The following is a 26,772-nucleotide window of genomic DNA, read 5'->3' as shown; positions in this document are numbered from 1 at the left end:
AATGTCAGTAGGTTTATTTACATTAGTATTATCTTCACTTGGAGAAGAAGGTTTAATGTCAGTAGGTTTATTCACATTAGTATTACCTTCATTTGGAGAAGAAGGTTTAATGTCAGTAGGTTTATTTACATTAGTATTATCTTCACTTGGAGAAGAAGGTTTAGTGTTATTAGGTTTATTTACATTAATATTACCTCCATTTGAAGTAGAAGGCTTAGTGTTAGATGGTTTATTTGTATTAGTGTTTCCTGTACTTGAAGAGGAAGGTTTATTAGCTATTGGTTTATTAGCATTATTATTTTTATTTGAAGTAGAAGTTTTACTAGAAGAGGTATTCTTAGTATTGTTTACTTCATAACTTTGATTTTCAAAATCAGTATTTGTAATTTCATCATCTTCTACAGGTGTAACTATTACCACAGAATTATTTTCAATTTCATCTTCTTGAATAGTTTCTTCTATAATATTATCATCTATTTCAATGTTTTCTTCTATAATAGTATCATCTATCTTTGCTAGTTTATTTTTTGTATTATTTTTTTCTAGTTCAATATTAGTGCTGTTAGATAATATTTCTTCAGTTATTGTATTATTAATAAAAGCCAGTCCTACACCAATACTACCAAGTAATACTGCACTAGATGCTACTATACAAACTTCTTTCTTTTGTTTTTTAATAAATTTTTTTATTTGTTTTATTAATTTTTCGATTTTTACTTTTAACATATTATTACCCCTATAACCTTATATTTTAATATTTTCAATTTTGCATACCGTTAATTATATTTACATAATTTGAAATTTATACCTAATGATAATTATATAGAGTAAATTTTTTTTATTGACTTGAAAATATTTATAATAGATAATATTATAAAGGAAACATTTTCTTATTATGTTAGTACTTTTAGGTTTTATAGCTTCGTTCCTTTTTATAGAGGGAGGAGGCTTTTTTATTATTAAGGAGGGCTAGTTTATGGAAGAAATTTTAGAAATTTTAGAAGAGAATAGTAGATATAGCGATGAACAAATAGCTGTAATGGCAGGAAAAACTGTAGAGGAAGTTAGAGAAGCTATTAGGGATTATGAAGAAAAGAGCATAATAGCTGGTTACACTACTCTTATAAATTGGGAAAATACGGGTAAGGAAACAGTAACTGCTCTTATTGAAGTTAAAATAACACCTCAAAGAGGAGAAGGCTTTGATAAGGTAGCAGAAAGAATATATAATTTTGATCAAGTTAAGGCATGTTATTTAATGTCTTCAGGGGGATTTGACCTTACTGTTATAGTAGAAGGAAAAACAATGAAGGAAGTTGCTATGTTTGTATCAGAAAAGTTAGCAATACAAGATAATGTAATTGGAACAGCAACTCACTTTGTACTAAAAAAATACAAAGATCATGGAACTATATTTAAAGAAAAGAAGGTTTCAAACAGGGAGGTAATATTTATATGATATTAGAAAATATGATAAGAAAAGAAGTTAGAGAAATGCCTCCTTCAGGTATAAGAAAATATTTTGATATAGTAAATGAAATGGAAGGGGTAATATCTTTAGGAGTTGGGGAACCCGATTTTGTTACTCCATGGAATGTTAGAGAAGCAGGGATATATTCATTAGAGCAAGGAGATACTCATTATTCTTCTAATGCTGGATTTATAGAATTAAGAGAAGAAATATCTAAATATTTATATAGAAAATTTGATTTAAAATATAATCCTAAAGATGAAATTTTAGTTACCGTTGGTGGAAGTGAAGGAATTGATATTGCATTAAGAGCATTAACAGGACCAGGAGATGAGGTAATTATTCCAGAACCAAGTTTTGTTGCATATAAAGGCTGTACAGCTTTTACTGGTGCAACAGCAAAGATTATAAATCTTAAAGCAGAAAATGACTTTAAATTAACTGCAGAAGAATTAAGAGAAGCAATTACAGAAAAAACAAAAGTTGTTATAATACCATTTCCTAATAATCCAACAGGTGCAATAATGACAAGAGAAGAGTTAGCTCCACTTGTTGAAGTATTAAAGAATAGAGATATAATTGTTATTTCAGATGAAATTTATGCAGAGTTATCTTATGATAAGCCACATGTATCAATAGCGAGTTTTCCAGAAATTAAAGATAAAACACTTGTTATAAATGGATTTTCAAAATCTTATGCTATGACAGGGTGGAGACTTGGGTATGTATGTGGACACTCGATACTTTTAGATGCTATGAAAAAAATTCATCAATATGCAATAATGTGTTCACCAACAACAGCACAATTTGCTGCTATTGAAGCTTTAAAAAGCGGTGATGAAAATGTTACTAAAATGGTTAAGGAATATAATAGAAGAAGAAGAGTTCTTGTTGATGGATTTAGAAAACTTGGTTTAGATTGCTTTGAGCCACTTGGAGCCTTTTATGTATTTCCTTGTATTAAATCCACAGGATTAACATCAGATGAATTCTGTGAAAAACTTTTATTAAAAGAAAGGGTATTAGCAGTGCCTGGAAATGCCTTTGGTGAATGTGGTGAAGGTTTTATAAGAGCGTGTTATGCATCATCTATGGAAAATATAATTGAGGCTTTAAAGAGAATTGAAAGATTTTTAGAAGAAGAAGTAAAATAAATTTATTATAAAAATATGATGATATATCAAAATTAATTTTGATATATCATTTTTATTTTGAGATATAAATTAATGGTTATGGTATAATTATTTATATCAAAATGAATGGAGAAGAGAAAAAATGGCTACTATAGTAGATGTTGCAAAGCTAGCAGGAGTTACTCCAACTACTGTATCACGTGTAATTAACAATAGAGGGTATATTAGTGAAAAAACTAGGAATAAAGTTAATGAAGCAATGAATCAATTAGGTTATCAACCAAATGAAATAGCACGTTCATTAACAAAGCAAAAAAGTAATACCATAGGTGTAATAGTTCCTCATATATCTCATCCATACTTTGCAAAATTAATAAGTAACTTAGAAAATGAATCAGCAAAAAAAGGATATAAGATAATTTTATGTAATAGCAGAGAAAAGGAAGAAAAGGAAAAAGAATATTTAGATGTATGTAAAAGTAATAGAGTAGCAGGAATAATATTATGTAGTGGTAATGTTGAAGCAAAAAAGATTAATACAGGTAATATTCCTGTAGTTTTATTAGAGAAAAATTTTGAAGAGGGTAAACTTGGAATCCAATGTGATAATTATCAAGGTGGAAGGCTTGCAACAGAGCATCTAATAAAATGTGGCTGTAAAAGATTATTACACTTTAGTGGAGTAATTGATGAAGATATGCCAGCAGATAATAGAGAAAAGGCATTTGTAGATGTGTGTAGTGAAAGTAACACCAAGTATTTTATTAGAAAATATGATATGAAAATATATAATGAAATGAATTACTATGATTATATAAAGGATACACTAAATGAGATAAAAAATGTTGATGGAATATTTGCTAGTAGTGATTTAATTGCTGCTCAAGTTATTCAAGTTTGTAATGAATTAAATATAAAAATTCCACAAGATATTAAATTAGTTGGGTTTGATGATGTTGAAATATCAAAGTTAACAACTCCAACAATAACAACTATACATCAGCCAATTAAGGAAATGGCAAGGTTAGCAGTTGAATTGATTGATGGTAAAAATAATAATAAAGAAGTAAAAGAGAAAACAATATTGCCTATAGAATTAATTATTAGAAATAGTACCATTAATAATTAAAGATAAAAAGATTAAATTATAAGTAAAGTTAAGTATATAAAAATAATTTTTTATATATTTAACTAGAGAAAAGTTTTATATAAATAAAAGGGAGTTGTATCTATATTGAATTAAAGTTTTCAATATGATACAGCTCCCTTTGTTCGTATATGCTAAAGTGTGTATAATGATGTATCTCCATCATTGTTTATATATTTAATTGTTGATTTGCTAGTGTTTAAATCAACATTTAAAGTGCAGTACTTGTCTTCGTTTTTCCAAGTTAATATAATTTCATCATCATTTGAAGTTTCAACTATAAATTCGCCATCAAATGCAGGATAATTATTTCTAAAGTCAATTAATTTAAGTAGTCTTTGAACTACGTCTTGATTGTAAGCTTTATCAATTTCTTCTAAAGTAAAGTTGTGCCTATTAATTTCACGACCTTCTCCAGTACGAGTAACATTTTCAACATCATTTTCTCCAGCTAGTAATCCAACATAATATACTTGTGGAATTCCAGGAGCAAAGAATTGAACTGCTCTAGCAGTTAAATAAGCATCATCATTACAACCTAAAACAGAGTAATAAGAGCATCTTATTTGGTGAACATCAAATCCATCAGGACTCTTATGAGCATCAGAGTGAACTAAACTTAAATTTGCTCCATGATCTAAACAATGATTAACAATTTTTCTAGCATCATTTGTTGATACTAAATCATCTAAATCAGGTTTTACAGGAATTCCATCATGGCAATCTAACATTGTAAATTGATTATGAGGTCTGTCTTTTAAGTATTCTGTAATTTGTGAGCTAGATTTATTAACTATTGTACTAAGAATCATATATGGAAGTATAAAATCATAAATATAGTTTCCGTATTTAGCCAATTTAAATTGAGTAGTATAATGAGCATGAACTTCTGGAAGTAAATCAATATTAAAAGATTTAGCTAAATCAGATACCCAATCTAAGAATTTATATATTTCAGGTTCAACAAAGAAACAACTAGTTCCAAGTTTTTTTATTACATATCCAACAGCATCAAGTCTTACAATTTTAACATTGTTTTTATAGAAGTTTTCAAAGAATTCTTTAAGTAAAGCTTTAACCTTTGGAGAATTTATATCAAGGTCTATTTGTTCTGATGGAGTTTCTTTACCAAAGGTTGTCCAAACAGATACATCTTCTCCTTTTATGTTAAAAGTTGAATATGGAATTTGTCTACGTAAGAACATTTTATTAATATCTTCTTGAACTGGTTTTCCATCACTCCAAATTTTATCTAAAGTTAAGAATAAATCAGCATATTTTGAGTCTTTTCCATTCTTTAAGAAGTCTTGGAAAAATACTGAGTTTTTAGAAATATGATTAACCATTAAGTCAAGAAGTACGTCATGCTTTTCGCCTATTTCACGAATATCGTCCCATGTTCCAAATTCAGGTTCTATTTCTAAATAAGTAAGAGGTGCAAATCCTCTGTCCCCTGATGATGGGAATGGTGGAAGTATGTGAATACCGCCTTTAAATGTATTTGGAAAGTATTTATTTAGTACATTATTTAATGTTTTTAAATTTCCTCCAAGTGAATCTGGATAAGTTATAAGTTGAACTTTATTTTTTACTGCCATTTTAATGTCTCCTCTTAATTAACTATATATTATAAAGTTTCTTTAATTCTTCTATAGAAGGTAAATTTGCAATAGCTCCTATATGCTTTAGTTTAAAGGCACTTGTTGCAAATCCAATATTTAGAGAGTCTTTTAATGAATAATTGCTAGTTATAGCTGTATAAAATCCTCCCCAAAAGGCATCTCCAGCTCCAGTTGTATCTATAACCTCAGTAGCTAAAGTTTTAAATTTAATAGTTTCATTTCCATCAGAAGCTATTGCTCCATCTTTTCCTAAAGTCATTATTACAAGTTTTGCTCCACAGTCAACGAATTTTTTTACTTGATTTTCTGGCGTATCAGCTCCAAAAAGTCTTTCAGCATCAACTTCAGAAGGTTTTATTATGTCTACTTTACTTATAAGATTTTTTATATATTCTATTCCATTATGTCCTTCTTCCCAGATCATCTCGTGATAGTTAGGGTCAAAGCCTATAATAACATCATTTTTTTTGGCTTCTTCAATAACTGTTTCAATCATTTTTCTTGATTTTGATTGAGAAATAGGCCAACAAGAAAAATGAACTATTTTACTATTTTTTAATGTTGAAGATATTTGAGGGTTAAATTCTAAGTTGTAATCTGCGCTACGATAGAAAATTGGTAGTGGAGTTTCCTTACTTTTAGTCACAAGAACCATACTTGTAGACTTATTAACTCTGCTAATTAATTCAGTATTTATATTATTATTTTTTAAGTGATTAATTAAAAAATCACCTAATCCGTCATTTCCTACACAGGAAGTTATAACAGGATTACCACCAAGCTTTTTTATATTCATTGTTATATTTGCTGGTGAGCCACCAAAGAATCTTGTATATTCATTGCAAGAAAAATTAGTATCATAATCATCAGAAATCATATCAACTAAAATTTCACCAATTGTAAATACATCATTTAATCTATTTTGAAATTTTATAGAATTGCTAAAATTAAACATTGTTACCTCCTAATGGTCTTCTATAAGTAGAGTATAAATTTAAAAATAAAATATGTCAAGCGATTGACATATTTTTTCTGACAAAATATTATTGGTAAAAGATTAACCTATGTATTAGAATAAAATTGTTATAAGATTTAAAATAATAAAGGGTTGTGAGGAGAAAATATTTATGAGAAAATATCCAAAAAAATATTTAGAGATATTAAAAAGTGAGATAAAGGAAATAGAGAATAATGGTGTAAAAATAATATTAAAACCAAGTCCAGGGGAAGAAAGGGAAGGACATTTAGATATATGCGAAAAGGAAATTATGGATGGTCATTGGGTAGGTCATTTAGATGAAAATTCAAATGAAGATGAAGAACAAAGAGAAGAGACATTTGAAGCAATAATTTCAAATATTAGAAAAAGTATGGGATTTGCAAATTATAATTTAAATACTGTAGAAATTTATACTAAGTTTGAGACTTTAACTGGAAGTGGAAATAATGTAGGGCTTTGGCGTTATTATCCAAGGAGTATAGAAGACAAATGTAATAAGAAAGCTTTAATATTTTTCCATGGCGGAGGATGGATAGGTGGTACTACATATGTAGTAGAAAATTTTTGTAAGTTAATTGCAGAAAGAGCTAATTGTGTAGTATTTAATGTTGATTATTCATTAGCACCAGAAAAGCAATATCCAAATGGATTAAATGATAATTTTTATGCTGTAAAGCATATCTATGATAATGCTGAAATGTATGGGATAAATAAGACAAAGATATCTGTTGCAGGGGATAGTGCTGGGGGAAACTATGCAGCAGTAGTATCATTAAGGGCAAGAGATGAAAATATTCCAATGATAGCAATGCAAGTATTGATTTATCCAGCAGTAGCATTAGGAAATGCAAAGGTTTTAGGATATGAATGGAAAGAGGAAATAATTAAAATAGCTCCAGAATTAGAAGATAAACTTAGAGGATTTACTTATCTAGGTAAGCCTAGTACAGATAAAGATGAACCAATGTTAAAAGCATATTTACCAGATTTTGATTTAGTAAATGATCCATATGTTAGTCCAATTCTTGCAAAATCTCATAAAAATTTACCAAAGACTATATTAGTTGGAGCAGAATTTGATGGACTTAGAATTCAAACTGAATTTTATGCAAAGCAACTTCAAGATGCTGATGTTGATATAACTTGCTATAGGTATAAAGGGATGATTCATGCTTTTATAGATAAATTAGGATTTGTACCACAAGCAGAAGACTTAGCCGACGTGATTTCTGATGCAATTAAAAAATTATAGAAAATATATATTTAATTAGAAGATCTAGTTATTAAAATTAAAAAATTAAGGCTATATCAATTTGAATTAACCTCAAACTGATATAGCCTTTTAGTTTTCTTTATTATGTTACATATGAAGATTGAAGAAAGAATTGAGTATTTTTATAATTATAAACTAATTTTGAAACATTAAAAGATACACCAGATGGTAAGTATATTTGCTCTAAAACAACCATTGCTGGATCACCAGTTTCTAAGTTTAATATATTAGCAAGGTTATCATCCAATTTTTCTAAATGTATATATCTATCGGAAAAACCAGGTTTTAAATTTAGAGCTGTTTTCAAATATTCAAAAATAGAGCCTTTTGCTATTTCTTTAGTAAGGTATGGAACAATGCTTTTTTTATAGTAGGCTTCTTCATAACACATTATTTCGTTATTTATGTATCTTATTCTTTTAACAACATAAGCTTCATCATTAACATTACATTCTATTAACTGTGCAATTTCTTCATCAGCACGTATAAGATCAAATTCTAAAACTTTTGATGTTATATCAAACTCTTTTAATGAGTTAGTAAATCCTTGAGTTACATTTAAATCTATATAACCATCACGATTTCTTCTTCTAACAAAGATACCACTTCCTTGAAGTTGATATACAAGCCCCTTAGATACTAAGGATTCTATGGCTTTAACAATAGTGCTTTTGCTTACTTTATATTCAGAAGCAAGAGCCTCTACTGTGGGTAATTTAGTTCCTTGTGAAAGGTCATTACTATAAATATTATTTTCTATTTCATTTGCAATTATTTGATATTTTAGCATTTTTACTCCCTTTATTATGTTAAATATTTATAGGTAAAGTATAGCATAAATGAGCTATGAAATAAATTGAAGAAAATGTTTTCGAAAAAAGTTGACAAATTGTACTGGTATAATTATAATATAATCATACAATTAAATTATAACATTATAAAATGTTTAGTGGGAGGGAAATGTATGTCAAGTTCTGTAAGAAATTATGAAAAGTTAGCAGTAGATATAATAAAAGCTGTTGGCGGAAAGCAAAATATTATAAAGGCATCAAGATGTGCAACAAGGCTTAGATTAGTTTTAAAAGAAACAACTAATGAAGCAAAAGAAAACGTTTCGGCACTTACTGGAGTAATAACAGTTGTTGAAAATTCTGGACAATTTCAAGTTGTTATAGGGACTCATGTGGGAAAGGTTTTTGATAAAGTTGCTAGTGAACTTAATTTAGACAGTACTTCTTTAGAAGAAGAACCTAAGACAAGTATTTTAAGTAAAGTAATTGCAACAATGTCAGCAGTATTTGCACCATTTATATATATATTAGCAGCAGCTGGAATATTACAAGGATGTTTAATATTAATTAATATGTTTAATTCATCATTCTCAAGCACAGGGACTTATGAAGTTTTAAGTTTTATGTCTTGGGCACCATTTACATTCTTACCAATATTCATAGCAATTACAGCATCTAAACATTTTAAATGTAATATGTTTATTGCAGTAGCATGTTGTGCGGCTTTAGTAAGTCCAACTTGGGCAGAAATAGCATCAAGAATAGCAAGTGGAGCAAGTATTAAGTTTTTAGGTATTAGTCTAGCTGAAACAACTTACACATCATCAGTTTTACCACCATTATTTTTAGTATGGATATTATCTTATGTTGAAAGATTTGTAGATAAAAAGTTACCAGAAGTGATCAAAGCTTTATTTACACCATTTATATGTATGGTTGTTATGGTTCCACTTACTATATTAGCTATAGGACCATTATCAGATTCAGTAGCTACAGGAATAGCAAATGCATATAATGCTTTATATAATTTTGCACCACCAGTTGCAGCAGCTGTTATTGGAGGGCTATGGCAAATTGTAGTTATATTTGGAGTTCACTGGGGAGTTACACCAATGTGTTTAGCTAATTATGATTTATATGGTATGGACACATTCCAAGCGTTCCAAACAATGGCAGTTGTAGCTCAAGCAGGAGCAGTTTTTGGGGTATTTATAAAAGCAAGAAACAAAAAAACTAAGAATATAGCTTTATCAGCAGGGGTTACAGGTATATTTGGTATAACTGAACCAGCGATATATGGTGTAAACTTAAAGTTTAAGAAACCGTTTATATGTGGATGTATTGCAGGAGCAATTGGAGCAGTAGTTGGATCATTCTTTAATATAGCTTATTATGCATATGCAGGTCTTCCTGGACTTTTAACGGTTGTAAATGCTATAACACCAGACACTCAAAATCTATTATAGGTATGTTATTAGGAGCTGTTATATCATTTATTGGAGCAATTGTACTTGTTCAAATAATTGATATTGGAGAAAAGGAAACAAGCAAAAAAGAAGATAAAATAGTAAAAGTTAAAAATGAAGAGCCTGCTTTAAGCATGGAAGTTGAAGAAATAAAAAGTCCTATATCTGGAAGAGTAATAGAACTAGAAAAAGTTAATGATCCAGTTTTTTCTTCAGGAGCAATGGGAAAAGGTATAGCAATTGAACCAACTGATAATAAAATATATGCACCATTTAATGGTACAATAGAATTTATTGCAGATACTAAACATGCAATTGGATTGCTTTCAGAAGATGGTGTTGAATTATTAATACATGTTGGGATGGATACTGTAAAAATGCAAGGAAGAGGATTTGACATTAAAACATCAGTAAGTTCTAAAGTTAAATCAGGTGATTTATTATTAGAATTTGATAGAAGCGCAATAGAAAAAGAAGGTTATCCTTTAGTTACTCCAGTTGTAATAACAAATGCTGATAATTATGAAGATAAGAAATTATGTATAAATGAAGAAGTTAAAAATGGAAAAGCAATAATTAATTTAAAAAAATTAGGTATAACACAGTAGAAAATAAAAAAATCTATTAGGTAAAGGAGAATAATTATGAATAAGTTACCAAATGACTTTTTATGGGGAGGAGCTTTTGCAGCTCATCAATTTGAAGGTGGATGGAATGCTGGTGGAAAAGGACCAAGTGTTGTTGATGTAATGACAGCTGGTGCTCATGGAGTTCCAAGAGTAATAACAGATACAATAATGGAAAATACTTTTTATCCTAACCATGAAGCTATAGATTTTTATGGAAGATATAAAGAGGATATAAAATTACTTGCAGGAATGGGACTTAAATGTTTAAGAACATCAATAGCATGGACAAGAATATTTCCAAAGGGAGATGAAGAAAAACCAAATGAAGAGGGATTAAAATTCTATGATAATGTATTTGATGAATTATTAAAATATGGAATAGAACCAGTTATAACTTTATCTCATTTTGAGTTACCATTACATTTAGCAAGAGAATATGGTGGATTTAGAAATAGAAAGCTTGTAGACTTTTTTGAAAGATTTGCAGAAGTTTGTTTTGAAAGATATAAAAATAAAGTTAAGTATTGGATGACTTTTAATGAAATAAATAACCAAATGGATACAAATAATCCTTTATTTTTATGGACAAATTCTGGTGTAACTTTAACTGAAGGTGAAGATCCAAGAGAAGTTTTATATAGAGTAGCTCATAATGAATTATTAGCTAGTGCAAAGGCAGTTATCAAAGGAAAAGAAATCAATCCAGAATTTAAAATTGGATGTATGATATCACATGTTCCTATATATCCATATTCTTGTAATCCAGAAGATATAATGGCAGCAGAAGAAGCAATGCGTGAAAGATTCTTTTTCCCAGATGTACATGTACGTGGACATTATCCAAGATATGCTTTAAAGGAATTTGAAAGAAAGGGATATGATATTGGAATTGAAGATGGGGATTTAGAAATTCTTAAAAAGGGAACTGTGGACTATATTGGATTTAGTTATTATATGTCAAATGCAGTTAAGGCGGGAATATGCAATGATGGAGAAGTTTCTGTTAATGGGTCATTAAAAAATTCTATTGAAAATCCATATATAAAGTCTAGTGATTGGGGATGGCCAATAGACCCAGTTGGGTTAAGATACACTTTAAATATTCTTTATAATAGATATGAATTACCTTTATTTATTGTTGAAAATGGCTTTGGAGCTCATGATAAGGTTGAAGAAAATGAAAAAATACATGACTTATATCGCATAGAATATTTAGCTAAGCATATTGAAGAAATGGAAAAAGCAGTTAACTATGATGGTGTAGAGTTAATGGGATATACTCCATGGGGAATAATAGATTTAGTATCTTTTACTACTGGAGAAATGAAAAAAAGATATGGAATGATTTATGTTGATCGCGACAATGAAGGTAATGGTAGTATGAAGAGATTATGCAAGGATTCATATTACTGGTATAAGAATGTTATTGAATCAAACGGATTAAAAATTAAATAGTATAAATAAAAGTAATAAGAAGCTGTATAATGTTGAGTTTTTTAATTCAATATTATATAGCTCTTTTTATTATACAAAATTTTTATTGATAAGCTTGTATAAAAAATTAATTTGATACAGAATCTTTAATTTATTTAGTGTTTCAAGATTACTAATTTATTTTTCTATAAAATGACTTAAATATAAAAATAAAAAAATATATTGACCTAAAGTTAACTTTACCATGTAAGATTAATTTAATAGTATAATTCAATAATATGGAAATTTGTTTTTAAAATTATAAAATTAATATTTAGATAATAATATTTTAAGGAGGTGAATCTATAATTGTCATATACAATTAAACAAGTTTCAGATATGATGGGTATTTCAGTATCAACATTACGTTATTATGATAAAGAAGGTTTATTACCATTTATTGAAAGAAAAGAAAATGGAAGTCGTGTTTTTAAAGATGAAGATTTAAAATCATTAGAAATAATACTTTGTATGAAGTCTTCAGGAGCACCAATAAAAGATATTAAGAGATATATGGATATGTGTTTAGAAGGAGATAGTACATTAAAAGATAGGCTAGAGATATTTCTTAATAGAAGAGAAGTAGTTAAGGAGCAAATGAAAGAGTTGAATAAAATAATGAGTGTATTAGAATATAAAATTAATTATTATGAAAAAGCTATTCAGTATGGAACTGAAGAAATTCATAAAAAGAAAATATGATTTAAAAGTAATATTAAAAGGAGATAAGCAAAATATGAAACTTGAAGAGTTTTTAAAATATATGAATAGTGGGCTAAAGATAGAGGGTAATTCAGAAGTTCATAAATATATGCATAAACTAAGTCAGAAAGCAATTAAAATTATCTGTGAATTGAATTCAACTTATCATGAGCCACAGGAAATTTGTAGGCTATTTTCTAAATTAATTGGTCGTAATGTAGATTCGAGTTTTAGGATGTTCCCTCCTTTTTATTCAGACTGTGGAAAGAATATCATTGTAGGAAAAAATGTATTTATTAATTCGGGTTGTAGCTTTCAAGACCAAGGAGGAATTCGCATAGGAAATGGTACATTAATAGGACATAATGTTGTAATTACAACAATTAATCATGATTTTAATCCTAAAAATAGAGCTAGTATGAAGCCTTCTCCTGTAATTATTGGTGATAATGTTTGGATTGGAGCATGTGTAACAATTGTTCCAGGAGTAACAATTGGTGATAATGCTATTATTGCTGCAGGGGCAGTAGTTACTAAAAATGTTGAACCTAATACTGTTGTTGGAGGAGTTCCAGCAAAATTTATTAAAAATATTGATGTAATCTAAAATAAATTAGTTAAAAAAGAATAAATATATTATATTTTAAATTAATAATTATTTTAAAAATATTAGGAGGTAATTTATGTTATTTGATTTTATGTATTATAATCCAACTAGGATACATTTTGGAAAAGATTCTTTAAGTAGCTTAAAAGAAGAAATTGAAAATTTTGGAGAAACTATACTTTTATTATATGGAAAAAACTCTATAAAGAAAATTGGGTTATATGATAAAGTAATTAAAATTTTAAAGGATAATGGAAAAAAAGTTATAGAACTTTCTGGAGTTATGGCAAATCCTACTTACGAAAAAGTGTTAGAGGGTGGAAAACTTGTACGTGATAATAATGTTGATCTTATTTTAGGAGTTGGTGGAGGTTCTGTAATAGATTGTGCTAAAGCTATTTCGGTTTCTGCTTATTGTGAAGGTGATGCATTTAAAAGATATTGGTTAAATTTTGAACCAATTAATAATAAAATTATTCCTGTTGGAGCTGTTTTAACAATGGTTGGCACAGGATCAGAGATGAATGGTGGTTCTGTTATAACAAATGAAGAGTTAAAAATTAAAACAGGAAGAGTTTATTCAGCAGAAGTATATCCAAAGTTTTCTATATTGAATCCAGAATATACTTTTTCAGTTCCGAAATATCAAATGGTTAGTGGAATTTTTGATATAATGTCTCACTTAATGGAACAATATTTTTCAGGTGAAGATAATAATACAACAGATTACGTTATTGAGGGACTTTTACGCTCTGTAATTGATAATGCAAGAGTTGCAATTAAAAATCCAATGGACTATGAAGCAAGAAGTAACTTGATGTGGAGTGCTACACTTGCATTAAACACAATATCAGGTTTATCAAAAGAACAAGATTGGGAGGTTCATATGATTGAACATCAATTAGGTGCGTATACTGATTGTGCTCATGGTATGGGATTAGCTGCAATTTCTATTCCGTATTATAATTATATTTACTCTTATGGATTAGATAAGTTTGTAAAATTTGCAAAGAATATTTGGGATGTATCTGAAGAAGGAAAAACAAAAGAGGAAGTTGCAAAAGAAGGTATTTGTTGTTTAGAAGATTTTATTAAAGAATGTGGAATGGTTACATCTATTAAAGAACTTGGAGCTACTAAAGAAATGTTGCCTCTTATTGCAAATTCTACAGTATTAGGGGGAGGATATAAGAAACTTAATGCTGAGGATATTTTAAAAATTTTAGAAAAGTGTTATTAAAATAAATATAAGGCTGCAATACTAAATATTAGTATTGCAGCTATTTATATTTTTTATATAATTAAATTTAAAAAATATGTTATATTTTAAATTTAATTAATTATTATTAAAAAAATAAATTTTTTAAATAGTTTTAAAGAGTGTATAAAACGTTTACAAAAACGTGATAAAGTGATAAAATTATATTATCCTAATGAAGGAAAAAGTTTTGAGAATTAATTATTTAATTTAATGGTAAATTTATGGGAGGGAAAATTTTATGAAGATATTTATAGACACAGCGAATATTGAACAAATTAAAAAGGCAAATGATATGGGGTTAATTGATGGAGTTACAACAAATCCATCATTAGTTTCAAGAGAAAATAAAACAATGGCAGAAATAATTCCGGAAATTTGTAATATAATAGATGGACCAGTAAGTGCAGAAGTAATGAGCTTAGATACTGAAGGTATGATCAAAGAAGGAAGAGAGTTAGCAAAAATAAGTCCTAATATAGTTATTAAAATACCAATGACATTAGAAGGATTAGGTGCAGTTAGAGTTTTATCTAAGGAAGGAATAAAAACTAATGTTACTTTAATATTTAGTGTTCAACAAGGAGTTTTAGCAGCTAAGGCAGGAGCAACTTATATTAGTCCATTTGTTGGAAGATTAGATGATATTGGATTAGAGGGAATGGACTTAATAAGAAATTTAATTATAGCGAAGAAAAACTATGGTTTTAGAACAGAAATAATAGCCGCAAGTATTAGAACACAAGAGCATATTCTTAAATGCATATTAGCTGGTGTAGATATTGCAACAATACCGTATTCACAAATTGAAGAAATGTCCAAGCATCAATTAACTACTGCTGGAATTGAAAAATTTATAAGTGATTATAGTAAAGTTAATAAATAGAGACTATAAATAAACTTGTTATTTTTTCATAAGGTTTTCTTTCTTAGATAAAGCGTATAAGGTATTATTTATGTATACTTTTATTTTTAAAGAGAATAATATCAATATTAATTAAATTTAACTAAGGAGAAGAAAAATGAAAAACAAAAGAATATTGGTATTAACATTAGTATTTTTGTTAGTATGTAGTTTAAATGTTTTTGCAAGTAGGAGACCAGAACATAATATGATTTTTATGGGAGAAGTTGAAGAGGTTCAAAAAAATGAAGAGGATAATACTTTAAATATAAAGGTTAAGGGATATGTTAAGGGTTTTAATATAAGTAGTCAGGAATTAATAGCAATTGTGAATCATGAAACATTAATACTTCCAAATGAATGTCCAAAGGAAGGGGAAGAAATAGAAATTAAAAAAGTTGATCCTAAGACATTTGAAGCAGAAAAGGGTGATGTTATCTTTCTTGTTTTAAGTGAAGCTATGACAAAGTCAATTCCACCACAAGTATCAGCTAAAGCAATTCAAATAGCAGATAAAAAATAAGTAACATATATAAGGGTATTTACATAATATAATTATATATGTAATAGTTATTTTATCTTGTGTATAAAAAGTAATAAGTTAATTAATGTAATAAAACTACTGTGATTTAGGCAGTAGATAAAAGTATTTTAATTAAGTATATCCTACCTTATTGAGTAATTGTAATATATAAAATAAAAAAATAGCTCTGGCTTTAAAAATCCAGAGCTATTTTTTTATTTTATACCTAATTTATTTTTTGCATCATTAACTAAATTTTTTAAGTCTATTCTAGCATCATGAGCTTTTAATGTTAAGTTTCTTAGACCATTAACCACTTCATCTTTTGATAAAGTTGCATAGTCTTTAGTTTTTTCAGCAAAACTTCCATTATAATCATCAACTGCAATAATAGCCTTATCAGTAGCTGTTATTACATCTTGATTATATTTATCAACTTCAGCATTTCCCTTTACAACATTATTTTCTAGATCGCTTTTAAATGCTTCTAAGTTTGTTTTTAATTGACTATAAGAATCAGTATATCCAGTTACAAATTCATAATATTCATCATCATATGTAAAATCATCTACATAAATATCATATGTTGTATCAAGAGAAGAGTTACTAAAATAATGATTGTATCTTTCTGTTAAGTAATCAAAATATTCTTGATTAGTAAGTGGATTTTTAGTAGTAGAATCATTAGATTTATTATCACCACATCCAACTAATCCAAATAGTAATAAAGATAGTAGCAACAAAGATATTAATTTAAATCTTTTTTTCATTTTAAGCATCTCCTTAAGCATTTTATATTTATAGTTTGCTTAGGATAAATATTTGTATTCCTTAGATTTTATTAAATAAAGAAGTTAATAAATAAAATTTTTTCCATAAATTAAAATAATATCTAATATTAATATATTGATTTCAGTATAAGCTATTATATTTATTTTTTTGTTTGATAATCAATCATATATTTTATTATGTTGTTTTTTTATAGTAAAATAAGAATTATAATTGAAAAAGGGGTAAGAATTATTATAAAAAATAAATAAAATTTTATCTTTATTTATTTCTATTTTTGAATGTTTTATTAACTAATGTGGTACAAGCTGAAGTTTTAAATATATTTAATAAAAGCTTAACAGAAACCTATTTAGAAATAAATGATAGAGATTATGAAAGTTTAATAATTAGTAATGAATTAGAAGTAAATTTAAAGAATGAAAAAGATGGACATAGAGATATAATAACTATTCCATTTACTAATAATTCTAATTACCATGAAATAATAGAATCGTTTAGTAGTAGTGATTATACTATCGAAAGTTTTAATGTAAAAAGTGTTGAAACTTATGTTGAATCTAAAATTGTTGGAGCTTTATTTGATATAGGATCTTTAGTTATATCAATATCTGAATTTAATGCTAACTCTAGTTTATGGAATGCAATAGGGGTTGTTTTTGATGCTGGTGCTGTTGTATTACCAGGTGTTCCAGCAGTTAATGGTGCGTTATCAGCAATTAAAGGAAGTTCTAAATTACAAGATGCCCTTACTTGGGGTAATAGAACTGCAAAAAAAGCAGGAATAACAAGATATTCATCAATGCCTGCACGAACTGGATATGGAAGATACCATATTATAGAAAAAAGATTAAAAGGTGCTTTTAAAGGGCAAGTGATAGCAATATGTTTTCTATTTTAATAAAAACTGAAGATCATAGAAAAATAACTGCTATGTCTAGAAAATATTTACCTTATGGTCACGTTTATAATGAACAACAAGTAAGAAATGGTATGAGAAAAACCTACCAGGAATTATATGATCAAACTGGGGATAAATTATACTTATTTTTAAAAGAGTTCGTATCAGTAGCTAGACCATATTAATTTAAAATACTTACGGGAGCTAGTGAATAAAATTGAAATGTAAAATATATTATGAAATAATATTAGATACTATAGAGGATTCTATTTTGAAAGAGCTGCAAGATTATATGATAAAATTAAAAATTTTGCCTGATTATTATAATTTAGTTAAGATTAAATATGATTATGATTTTTATGATGAAGAAACTAAAGAATATATAAGGTATAGCTCTAATCCCTCAACTGAATTTTTTGATTATAATTCTATTGAACATAAAAAAATATTAAAATTTTTTAATGAGAAGGGATTAATTTTAAATTATAATATTATAAAAGGTGATTATGAAATTATTGAATACAGTAAAAATGATTATATTAATTGTGAGTATTTTAAACTAATTCTTAATTTTTATCAAAGTAGTATTTCGGAAAAATGTATAAATGAAAATAATAAAAAAATTAACCCTATAAATTTAACAGAAAACTTTATTATTTTCGATAATAAAGAAAATTTAGTTTGTAATAAAAATATTGTAAATAAGGTACAGTTTCAAGAATACAATACTGGATATGCCAATTTATATTTTATTAATAAATCTTTAGGAGAGTTTTTTGAAGATAATAATTTTACTGGTTTTAAATTGCTTCCTGTAAAGAAGATTAATACTGATGAAATAATATTTTATCAATTAAAGGTAACAAATATAATTGAACAACCTAAAATAAAAACTGAAATTTCATCATTATTTTCGAATGAAGGTGTATTTTATCCAAGTGAAAAATCACCACTTTGTAATTACTTTAAAAAAGATAGTGATGTTTGTATTTATAGTGATGAATATATATTAAATAATTTTAAAGATTTTAATTTATCTTATATGGCATTTAAGGATTCAGATAAATTTTTTGTTAGGCCAGAGATAACAGTTAGTAGAAGAGTTATGTTACTTTTAAAGCAACATAAAAGTAAATTTGCTATGATACCAATTTATTCAGATAAAAATATAGATATTAATAAATTTATTATTAATAAAGAAGTAAAAGAGTTAATAAATTATAATATAAATAATTAAATAGATTATTGAAAGTATTTGACAACTAATATATAAATTAATCTATTGGTTAACTTAAAAGAATATAGTAAAATTATAAGGGTATATTGCTGTATTTTTATTTTGATTAAGGCTAAATGTTCAAAATGAATATTTAGCCTTTTAAATTATTTATAAAACTCTAAAGTCTATGAGTTTAACATCAGAAGAAATAAAACCATCTTTTACAGGTTCTTTATTCATCAAATCTGTAGAAAGATATTTTTTATTATCATCAGCAAATATTGTTATTGCTCCAGAAACTGACTTATTAATTTCTAATGCTTTAATAGCTCCTATAAAATTAGCACCAGAAGAAATTCCAACTCCAAGGCCAAATTCTTTAGATAGCATTTGTGCCATAATTATAGCATCACCATCATCAACGGATAGAACTTCATCTAATTGAGTTAAATCAACTATTTCTGGAACAAACTCATCAGAAATTCCTTGAATTCTATGACATCCAGTATGACTTCCTGTTGAAAGTGTTGGAGAAGATGCAGGCTCTATAGGATATGCTTTAAAATGACGATTTTTTTCTTTAAAATATTTAAATATACCCATTACTGTTCCACCAGTACCAACTCCAGCAACAAAAATAGACGGTGATAAATGATGTTTTCTTAATGTAGAGTATATTTCTGGTGCAGTAGAATTATAATGTGCATTTATGTTATCTTCATTTGAAAATTGTCTAGGTAAAAATATGTTAGAACAATTAGCCTTGCATTGTTCAGTTAAAGATATGCATTTTAAAAATCCTCCATCTTCTTTTGAAACTAAGTGCAGTTTAGCATTATAGCTTTCTAATAATTTTTTTCTTTCAGAGCTCATCCAATCTGGCATGTATATATGAACATCATGTCCTAAATATGAAGCTACTGCTGCAAAGGATATTCCAGTATTTCCGCTAGTAGCTTCTAAAATTAAATCATCTTCATTAATTTCTTTGTTCATGTAAGCTTGTTTTAGCATATATACAGCTATTCTATCTTTAACACTTCCGGTTAAATTGTAATACTCAAGTTTAGAATAAATTTTCATTTTTTTATCTTTATATTTTAATGAAATTTCAATTAAAGGAGTATTACCAATTAATTTTTCTAAATGGTTGAATTTATTAAATATATCTTTCATAAAAATTGTCACTCCTAAAAAGTTATTTATGTTAGTATATGAGAAAAAATTAATGCATAGTATTTTTTATAGTACGGATTGTTTAAAATTAAAAATTAGATTTTAATATAATAATTTAATAGTTGATTTTTAGCATGAAAATATAGAATTAAAAGGGGCGCTTGATATGAAGAAAAATTGGGGCTTGTATGACAGTAGCTTTGAACATGATGCATGTGGAATAGGTGCTGTAGTAAATATTAAGGGGAAAAAATCTAATAAAGTAATAAGTGATGCTTTAGATATTTTAGAAAATTTAAAGCACAGAGGTGGAACTGGAGCAGATGAAAATACTGGTGATGGAGCTGGTATTTTAATTCAAATACCACATAAATTTTTTAGTAAGGTATGTAAAGAATATAATGTTAATTTGCCTGAAAGTGGAGAATATGCAGTAGGATCATTTTTTCTTCCAAGGGAAGAGAAAAAGAGAGAAATTGCATTAAATATAATAAATAAGGTTTTAAGTGATAAAAATTATAAAGTAATTTTATCAAGAGAGGTACCAGTTGATTGCAGTTCTCTTGGAAAGAGTGTATTAGACTCTATGCCTAATATTATTCAAATTATATTAGAAAAACCAAATAACATAAAAGACTCAATGAATTTTGAAAGAGATTTATATATATTAAGAAGAAATATTGAAAAAGCTTTTAATGAGGAAAGGAAATTAAGTAGTTGTAGCAATTACGTAGTATCTCTTTCTTCAAGAACAATAGTTTATAAGGGAATGCTTTTATCAACTCAAGTAAGAAAATTTTATAATGATTTATTAGATAAGGATATTGAGTCAGCTATAGCATTAGTTCATTCAAGATATTCAACAAATACTTTTCCAAGCTGGGAAAGAGCACATCCTAATAGAATGATAGTTCACAATGGTGAAATAAATACTTTAAGGGGAAATGTTAATAAGATTTATTCAAGAGAAGCTTCTATTACATCAGAAGTATTTGGAGATAAGCTTTCAGAGATATTACCTATAATAAATAAAGAAGGTTCAGATTCTGCAACACTTGATAACGTATTAGAATTTTTATATATGGGTGGAAGAGATTTAGCTAGGTCAGTATTAATGCTGATACCAGAACCATGGGAAAAGGCTAAAAATATAGATGAAGATAAGAAGGCTTTTTATAAATATAATTCAACATTAATGGAGCCATGGGATGGTCCTGCATCTATAGTATTTACAGATGGAGAAAAGGTAGGGGCTGTATTAGATAGAAATGGATTAAGGCCATCTAGATATTATATAACAGATGATGGATATTTGTATCTTTCATCAGAAACAGGAGCAGTATATATAGATGAAAAAAAGGTTATAAAAAAGGATAGATTAAAACCAGGAAAAGTTTTATTAGTTGATACTGTTAAGGGAGAGCTTATTCAAGATGAAGAAATTAAGAAAAAATATATTTTAGAAAAGCCCTATAAAGAATGGCTAGATAATAAGTTAACATTACTTAAAAATATAAACATAAATAATTATGAACAAGATTTTATGGGTAAAGAAGAGATAAAAACTTTCCAAAAAGTTTTTGGATATGGATATGAGGATTTAAAAACTAATATATATGAAATGGCTCAAAATAAGAGTGAACCAATAGCCGCTATGGGTATTGATACTCCACTTGCAGTATTATCCTTAAAGGAGCAACCATTATTTAATTACTTTAAGCAATTATTTGCACAAGTAACAAATCCGCCAATAGATGCAATAAGAGAAGAGATTGTAACATCAACTAATGTTTATTTAGGGTCTAAGGGAAATATATTAGAAGATTCACCTGAAGGTTTAAGACAAATAGAAATTTTAAATCCAATTATTAGCGATAAAGATTTAGTTAAAATAAAATCATTAGATGGAAATGGTTATAATATTAAAACATTAGATATTACATTTGATAAAACTAAAAAGAATAGTTTAGAAATATCATTAAAGTATTTGTGTAGGGAAGCACTTCAACTTATTAATGAAGGAGCAAATGTAATAGTATTAAGTGATAGATTTATTGATGAATCAAATGTACCAATTCCTTCATTATTAGCTGTTTCTACAATGAATAATTATTTAATTAAAAAAGGTGTTAGAAGTTTGGCAGATATTATTATAGAAACAGGAGAAGCTAGAGAAGTCCATCATTTTGCAACACTTTTAGGATATGGTGCTACGGCTGTTAATCCTTATTTAGCTTATCAATGTATACATGAATTAGTTGAAGATGAAATTATTAGTATTCCATATGAAGAAGCAATAAATAATTATGATAAAGCTGTTGTTAAAGGAATAACCAAGATACTTTCTAAGATGGGTATTTCATCTATTAGATCATATCAAGGAGCTCAAATATTTGAAGCTTTGGGAATAGATAAAGGTGTGATAGATAAGTATTTTACAAATACTGTTAGTAGAATTGGTGGATTAACTTTAAGTGATATAGAAAAAGAAGCATTATCTAAGCATGAAATGGCTTTTAATAAGAGGTATAAACAGCTTAATTTTGATTTAGATAATTTTGGAAGAGATAAATTAAGAAGTGCAGGAGAAAAGCATTTATATAATCCAAAAACTATTTATATGTTACAACAAGCAACTAAAACAGGGGACTATAAAAAGTTTAAAGAATATTCTAACTTAATAAATAAAGAAGAAGGTTTAACTTTAAGGGGATTGTTAGATTTTGAGTTTGAATTAAATCCTATTTCATTAGATGAGGTAGAGCCTGTATCTTCCATTGTTAAAAGATTTAAAACAGGGGCAATGTCATATGGTTCAATTTCAAAAGAAGCTCATGAAACACTTGCTATAGCAATGAATAGATTAGGAGGAAAATCTAATACAGGAGAAGGTGGGGAGGACAAAGAAAGGTGGATTCCACTTGCAAATGGTGATTCAAAGAGATCTAAAATTAAGCAAATTGCTTCAGGTAGATTTGGTGTTACATCAGAATATTTGGTTAATGCAGATGAATTACAAATAAAGATGGCTCAAGGTGCAAAGCCAGGAGAAGGTGGACAGCTTCCAGCATCAAAAGTATATCCTTGGATTGCAAAAACTAGACATTCAACTCCAGCAGTTGGTCTTATTTCACCACCACCACATCATGATATTTATTCAATAGAAGATTTAGCACAACTTATATATGATTTAAAAAATTCTAATATATATGCTGATGTTTCTGTAAAATTAGTTTCAGAAGCAGGAGTTGGAACAGTTGCAGCTGGTGTTTCTAAGGCTGGTGCTGATGTAATATTAGTATCAGGTTATGATGGGGGAACAGGGGCATCTCCTAAAACTTCTATTCAACATGCAGGTATTCCATGGGAACTAGGTCTTGCAGAAGTACAACAAACTCTTGTTATGAATAATTTAAGGGATAGGGTTAGGATTGAAACTGATGGTAAACTTATGACAGGAAGAGATGTTGCAATAGCAGCATTACTTGGAGCAGAAGAGTTTGGATTTGCAACTGCACCACTTGTAAGTTTAGGTTGTGTAATTATGAGGGTATGTAATTTAGATACTTGTCCAGTTGGAATTGCAACTCAAAATGAAAAGCTAAGAAAAAACTTTACGGGTAAGCCAGAATATGTAGTTAATTTTATGGAATTTATTGCAGAAGAGTTAAGAGAATACATGGCTAAGCTTGGATTTAGGACTATTGATGAAATGGTTGGTAGAGTAGATAAGTTAAAGAAAAAAGATAATATTAATAATTGGAAGGCTAATAAAGTAGATTTATCTTTGGTTTTAGATAAATCACAAGTTAACTCTAAAAATGGTATTAAATTTAATTTAAATAATAAATATGACCACAAACTTAATAATGTTAAGGATTCAAAAGTGCTTTTAGAACTTGCAAAACCTGCTTTAGATAATAAGGAAAAAGTTAAAATAGAAATTGATATTTTAAATACAGATAGAGCATTTGGTACAATATTAGGTTCTGAAATTACTAGAAGATATAAATCAAGTGGATTACAAGAAGATACTATATGTATTAAGTGTACAGGAACAGCAGGACAAAGCTTTGGAGCATTTATACCAAATGGATTAACTTTAGAGGTTGAAGGTGATGGTAATGATTATATTGGTAAGGGGCTATCAGGTGGAAAAATAGTTGTATATAAACCTAAGGATAGTAAGATATTAGCCGATGAAAATATTATAGTTGGTAATGTTGCATTATATGGAGCTACATCTGGTAAAGCTTTTTTTAGTGGTATAGTTGGCGAAAGATTTTGTGTAAGAAATTCAGGAGCAATTGCTGTAATTGAAGGTTGTGGAGCTCATGGTTGTGAATATATGACAGGAGGAAGAGTTGTTATATTGGGGGAAACAGGAAATAATTTTGCAGCTGGTATGAGCGGTGGAATTGCTTATGTTTTAGATGAAAATAATAAATTTGTTTCTAAGGTTAATAAGGAAATGGTTCTTATTGAAAACTTAAATGTTGATGATATAGGATTTTTAAAGGGAATAATTACAGAACATTATAATCTTACTAATTCAGAAAAAGCTAAAAATATTTTAAATAATTTTGATTTATATTTATCTAAATTTAAAAAGATAATTCCTAAAGATTATAAGGAAGTATTAGAGCTTGTTAAAATAAATGAAGAAAAGGGATTTACTAAAGATGAAGCTTTAATTAATGCCTTTTATGAAAAAACAAGAAAAGGAATATAAAAAGGGGGAGTATCATGGGAAAATCAACAGGTTTTATAGAATTTAGTAGAAAAAATTGCATTAGAGAGAATGAATTAAAAAGAATAAATCATTGGAATGAATTTGATACACCTCTTACAGAGGAGGAGAGAAAAGAGCAAGGTGCAAGATGCATGGACTGTGGAGTTCCATTTTGTCAATCAGGAATAATTTTAAATAATATGGCAACAGGATGTCCACTTAATAATCTTATTCCAGAATGGAATAATTTTATATATTTAGGTAAATGGAAACTTGGACTAGAAAGGCTTTTAAAAACTAGTAATTTTCCAGAGTTTACATCAAGGGTATGCCCTGCATTATGTGAAAATGCTTGTACTTGTGGATTGCATGGAAATTCTGTTAGTGTTAAGGCTAATGAAAAATATTTAATAGAAAAGGGATTTAGTGAAGGAATAATTAAGGCTAATCCTCCCAAAATAAGAACAGGAAAAAAAGTTGCAATTATAGGCTCAGGGCCTTCAGGTCTTGCTTGTGCAGATTTTTTGAATAGGCTTGGTCATAATGTTACTGTATATGAAAGAGAAGACCATGTTGGTGGGCTTATGATGTATGGTATACCAAATATGAAGCTTGAAAAGAATATTATAAAAAGAAGAGTGGATATTCTTAAGGAAGAGGGAATTATTTTTAAAACTTGTGTAAATGTTGGTATTGATATTAGTGTGGAAGAATTAAATAAAGAATATGATGCAATAGTTATTACAGTAGGTGCATCTAAGCCAAGAGATTTAAAAGTTTCAGGAAGAGAGCTTAATGGAATTTATTTTGCAGTAAAATATTTAACTAATAATACAAAAAGAATAATAGGATCAAATTTTAATAAAGGATTAGATATTTTAGCTACTAATAAAGATGTGATAATAATTGGTGGTGGAGATACAGGAACGGATTGTGTTGGAACAGCAATTAGGCAAGGATGTAAATCTGTAAATCAATTTGAAATAATGGGAGAACCATTAAAGGTTAGGGGAGAAAATAATCCTTGGCCGGAATATGCAAAGATATTGAAAATTGATTATGGGCAAGAAGAGTGTATTGCAAAGTTTGGGCATGATCCAAGAAGATATTTAACTAGTGTTAAAGAGTTTTATGGAGATGAAAATGGAAACGTAAAATCTCTTAAGACAGTAGATGTAGAATGGATTAAAAATAAAGATGGAAAAATGGTTCTTAAAGAGATTGAAGGTTCAGAAAAAATTTGGAATGCAGATTTAGTTTTAATTGCTATGGGATTTACAGGTGTTGAAGATTATATAGTAAAAGATTTAGGTGTTGAGATTAATAATAGAGGAAGCATTAATGCAAATGATATAGATTATAAAACATCTAATGATAAGATATTTGTAGCTGGTGATGCAAGGAGGGGTCCGTCTTTAGTTGTGTGGGGAATAACAGAGGGAAGAAATGTTGCCTTATCAGTAGATAAATATTTAATGAAGTAAAATTTAAAGGATAAATAGTCATTGCTTATAAATTTAAGTAATGACTATTTTTTTTTGAAGTATAAGTATATAATTTAATGACAAAGATAAGGTTAAAGATATAAATTTTTATAATAAAGAGAGATGAATAGTATTTTGAATAAATTGTTTAGTGAAAGTGATATTAGTAATTTAATTAAATATAACAAAATGGCTGTAGTATATTTTACTGGAATGGATTGTGGTGCCTGTGAAGCAATAAAATTTAAAATTGAAAGTATATTAAAAAATTTGCCTGAAATTAAGAGTGGAGAAATAAATGGAGAAGAAAATTTAAGTTTAGCTGCAAAATATGATGTTTTTTCATTACCTATATTTTTATTGTTTATTGAAGGTAAGGAAACATTAAGAATTGGAAGAAACGTAGATTTACTTGAACTTGAAAGAAATATAAAAAGATATTATGAAATGATATTTTAAATTAAAAAATTTA

The 26,772-nt window shown here is 27.7% G+C and carries 23 protein-coding genes and 1 pseudogene; 18 read left to right on the top strand and 6 right to left on the bottom strand.

What is annotated here, in order from left to right; all coding sequences use genetic code 11:
* Window positions 1–726, bottom strand: a pseudogene (locus tag QZ321_RS10000) (hypothetical protein); the annotation flags it as partial.
* Between the two features lie 250 nt (window positions 727–976).
* Here QZ321_RS10000 and QZ321_RS09995 point away from each other — a divergent pair.
* The 3 genes from QZ321_RS09995 to QZ321_RS09985 all read left to right on the top strand — a co-directional run bounded on the left by QZ321_RS09995 (window position 977) and on the right by QZ321_RS09985 (window position 3,733).
* Window positions 977–1,459, top strand: a complete 483-nt coding sequence (locus QZ321_RS09995) for an Lrp/AsnC family transcriptional regulator (RefSeq protein WP_291750407.1) — start codon at window positions 977–979, stop codon at window positions 1,457–1,459.
* Entirely contained in the window at window positions 1,456–2,625 is a 1,170-nt protein-coding gene (locus tag QZ321_RS09990) for an aminotransferase class I/II-fold pyridoxal phosphate-dependent enzyme (protein ID WP_291750408.1), read from the top strand. The genes QZ321_RS09995 and QZ321_RS09990 overlap by 4 nt, the downstream gene beginning before the upstream one ends.
* Before the next feature lie 121 nt (window positions 2,626–2,746).
* Entirely contained in the window at window positions 2,747–3,733 is a 987-nt protein-coding gene (locus tag QZ321_RS09985) for a LacI family DNA-binding transcriptional regulator (RefSeq protein WP_291749756.1), read from the top strand.
* A 152-nt stretch (window positions 3,734–3,885) separates the two neighbouring features.
* Here QZ321_RS09985 and gtfA read toward each other — a convergent pair whose 3' ends face one another.
* Window positions 3,886–5,349, bottom strand: a complete 1,464-nt coding sequence (gene gtfA, locus QZ321_RS09980) for a sucrose phosphorylase (RefSeq protein WP_291749758.1) — start codon at window positions 5,347–5,349, stop codon at window positions 3,886–3,888.
* A gap of 22 nt (window positions 5,350–5,371) precedes the next feature.
* A complete protein-coding gene (locus QZ321_RS09975) occupies window positions 5,372–6,328 on the bottom strand; it encodes a carbohydrate kinase family protein (protein WP_291749762.1) in 957 nt (318 codons plus the stop codon).
* A gap of 172 nt (window positions 6,329–6,500) precedes the next feature.
* Here QZ321_RS09975 and QZ321_RS09970 point away from each other — a divergent pair, with 172 nt between their 5' ends.
* Window positions 6,501–7,625, top strand: coding sequence for an alpha/beta hydrolase (locus QZ321_RS09970; protein ID WP_291749765.1), 1,125 nt, complete (start codon window positions 6,501–6,503; stop codon window positions 7,623–7,625).
* Window positions 7,626–7,728: 103 nt separating this feature from the next.
* Here the strand turns inward: QZ321_RS09970 and QZ321_RS09965 are convergent, their stop codons facing one another.
* Entirely contained in the window at window positions 7,729–8,436 is a 708-nt protein-coding gene (locus tag QZ321_RS09965; protein ID WP_291749767.1) for a GntR family transcriptional regulator, read from the bottom strand.
* A gap of 174 nt (window positions 8,437–8,610) precedes the next feature.
* On the opposite strand from QZ321_RS09965, the gene QZ321_RS09960 reads away from it, so the two are divergent.
* The 8 genes from QZ321_RS09960 (at window position 8,611) to QZ321_RS09925 (ending at window position 15,999) form a co-directional block, all read left to right on the top strand.
* The gene (locus QZ321_RS09960) at window positions 8,611–9,903 is read left to right on the top strand and encodes a PTS transporter subunit EIIC (protein WP_294196728.1); all 1,293 of its coding nucleotides are present in this window, start codon (window positions 8,611–8,613) and stop codon (window positions 9,901–9,903) included.
* Window positions 9,904–9,905: 2 nt separating this feature from the next.
* On the top strand, window positions 9,906–10,511 hold the full coding sequence (locus QZ321_RS09955) for a PTS glucose transporter subunit IIA (protein WP_294196726.1): 606 nt from the start codon (window positions 9,906–9,908) through the stop codon (window positions 10,509–10,511).
* A gap of 36 nt (window positions 10,512–10,547) precedes the next feature.
* Window positions 10,548–11,987 carry a 6-phospho-beta-glucosidase gene (locus QZ321_RS09950; protein ID WP_291749772.1) on the top strand — a complete coding sequence of 480 codons (1,440 nt, stop codon included), beginning with the start codon at window positions 10,548–10,550 and terminating at the stop codon, window positions 11,985–11,987.
* Window positions 11,988–12,314: 327 nt separating this feature from the next.
* Window positions 12,315–12,707 carry a MerR family transcriptional regulator gene (locus tag QZ321_RS09945; RefSeq protein WP_291749776.1) on the top strand — a complete coding sequence of 131 codons (393 nt, stop codon included), beginning with the start codon at window positions 12,315–12,317 and terminating at the stop codon, window positions 12,705–12,707.
* 34 nt (window positions 12,708–12,741) lie between these two features.
* The gene (locus tag QZ321_RS09940; RefSeq protein WP_291749778.1) at window positions 12,742–13,314 is read left to right on the top strand and encodes a DapH/DapD/GlmU-related protein; all 573 of its coding nucleotides are present in this window, start codon (window positions 12,742–12,744) and stop codon (window positions 13,312–13,314) included.
* Window positions 13,315–13,390: 76 nt separating this feature from the next.
* Window positions 13,391–14,554 (top strand): iron-containing alcohol dehydrogenase, encoded by a 1,164-nt coding sequence (locus tag QZ321_RS09935; protein WP_291749781.1) that lies wholly within the window; start codon window positions 13,391–13,393, stop codon window positions 14,552–14,554.
* A gap of 259 nt (window positions 14,555–14,813) precedes the next feature.
* The gene (gene fsa, locus QZ321_RS09930) at window positions 14,814–15,458 is read left to right on the top strand and encodes a fructose-6-phosphate aldolase (protein ID WP_291749784.1); all 645 of its coding nucleotides are present in this window, start codon (window positions 14,814–14,816) and stop codon (window positions 15,456–15,458) included.
* A gap of 136 nt (window positions 15,459–15,594) precedes the next feature.
* Window positions 15,595–15,999 (top strand): hypothetical protein, encoded by a 405-nt coding sequence (locus QZ321_RS09925; protein WP_291749787.1) that lies wholly within the window; start codon window positions 15,595–15,597, stop codon window positions 15,997–15,999.
* A 215-nt stretch (window positions 16,000–16,214) separates the two neighbouring features.
* Here the strand turns inward: QZ321_RS09925 and QZ321_RS09920 are convergent, their stop codons facing one another.
* A complete protein-coding gene (locus tag QZ321_RS09920) occupies window positions 16,215–16,769 on the bottom strand; it encodes a hypothetical protein (protein WP_291749790.1) in 555 nt (184 codons plus the stop codon).
* A 317-nt stretch (window positions 16,770–17,086) separates the two neighbouring features.
* Here QZ321_RS09920 and QZ321_RS09915 point away from each other — a divergent pair, with 317 nt between their 5' ends.
* From QZ321_RS09915 to QZ321_RS09905, 3 genes are read left to right on the top strand one after another with little or no spacing between them, the layout of a single operon-like run.
* A complete protein-coding gene (locus QZ321_RS09915; protein ID WP_291749793.1) occupies window positions 17,087–17,689 on the top strand; it encodes a hypothetical protein in 603 nt (200 codons plus the stop codon).
* Window positions 17,674–17,874: a hypothetical protein gene (locus tag QZ321_RS09910; RefSeq protein ID WP_291749796.1), complete on the top strand. Its 201-nt coding sequence runs from the start codon at window positions 17,674–17,676 to the stop codon at window positions 17,872–17,874. The genes QZ321_RS09915 and QZ321_RS09910 overlap by 16 nt, the downstream gene beginning before the upstream one ends.
* 32 nt (window positions 17,875–17,906) lie before the next feature.
* A complete protein-coding gene (locus QZ321_RS09905) occupies window positions 17,907–18,926 on the top strand; it encodes a hypothetical protein (protein WP_291749799.1) in 1,020 nt (339 codons plus the stop codon).
* Between the two features lie 150 nt (window positions 18,927–19,076).
* On the opposite strand, the gene QZ321_RS09900 is transcribed toward QZ321_RS09905, so the two are convergent.
* Entirely contained in the window at window positions 19,077–20,084 is a 1,008-nt protein-coding gene (locus QZ321_RS09900) for a cysteine synthase family protein (RefSeq protein WP_291749802.1), read from the bottom strand.
* A 166-nt stretch (window positions 20,085–20,250) separates the two neighbouring features.
* On the opposite strand from QZ321_RS09900, the gene gltB reads away from it, so the two are divergent.
* The 3 genes from gltB (at window position 20,251) to QZ321_RS09885 (ending at window position 26,759) form a co-directional block, all read left to right on the top strand.
* Window positions 20,251–24,816, top strand: coding sequence for a glutamate synthase large subunit (gene gltB / locus QZ321_RS09895; RefSeq protein ID WP_291749805.1), 4,566 nt, complete (start codon window positions 20,251–20,253; stop codon window positions 24,814–24,816).
* Window positions 24,817–24,830: 14 nt separating this feature from the next.
* Window positions 24,831–26,300, top strand: a complete 1,470-nt coding sequence (locus QZ321_RS09890) for a glutamate synthase subunit beta (protein WP_291742662.1) — start codon at window positions 24,831–24,833, stop codon at window positions 26,298–26,300.
* A 123-nt stretch (window positions 26,301–26,423) separates the two neighbouring features.
* Entirely contained in the window at window positions 26,424–26,759 is a 336-nt protein-coding gene (locus QZ321_RS09885) for a thioredoxin family protein (protein ID WP_363323282.1), read from the top strand.
* Window positions 26,760–26,772 lie beyond the last annotated feature (13 nt).

It is taken from the genome of uncultured Clostridium sp., assembly GCF_910588715.1.
Classification (GTDB): domain Bacteria; phylum Bacillota; class Clostridia; order Clostridiales; family Clostridiaceae; genus Clostridium.
This window is presented reverse-complemented; position numbering and strand designations above follow the sequence as displayed.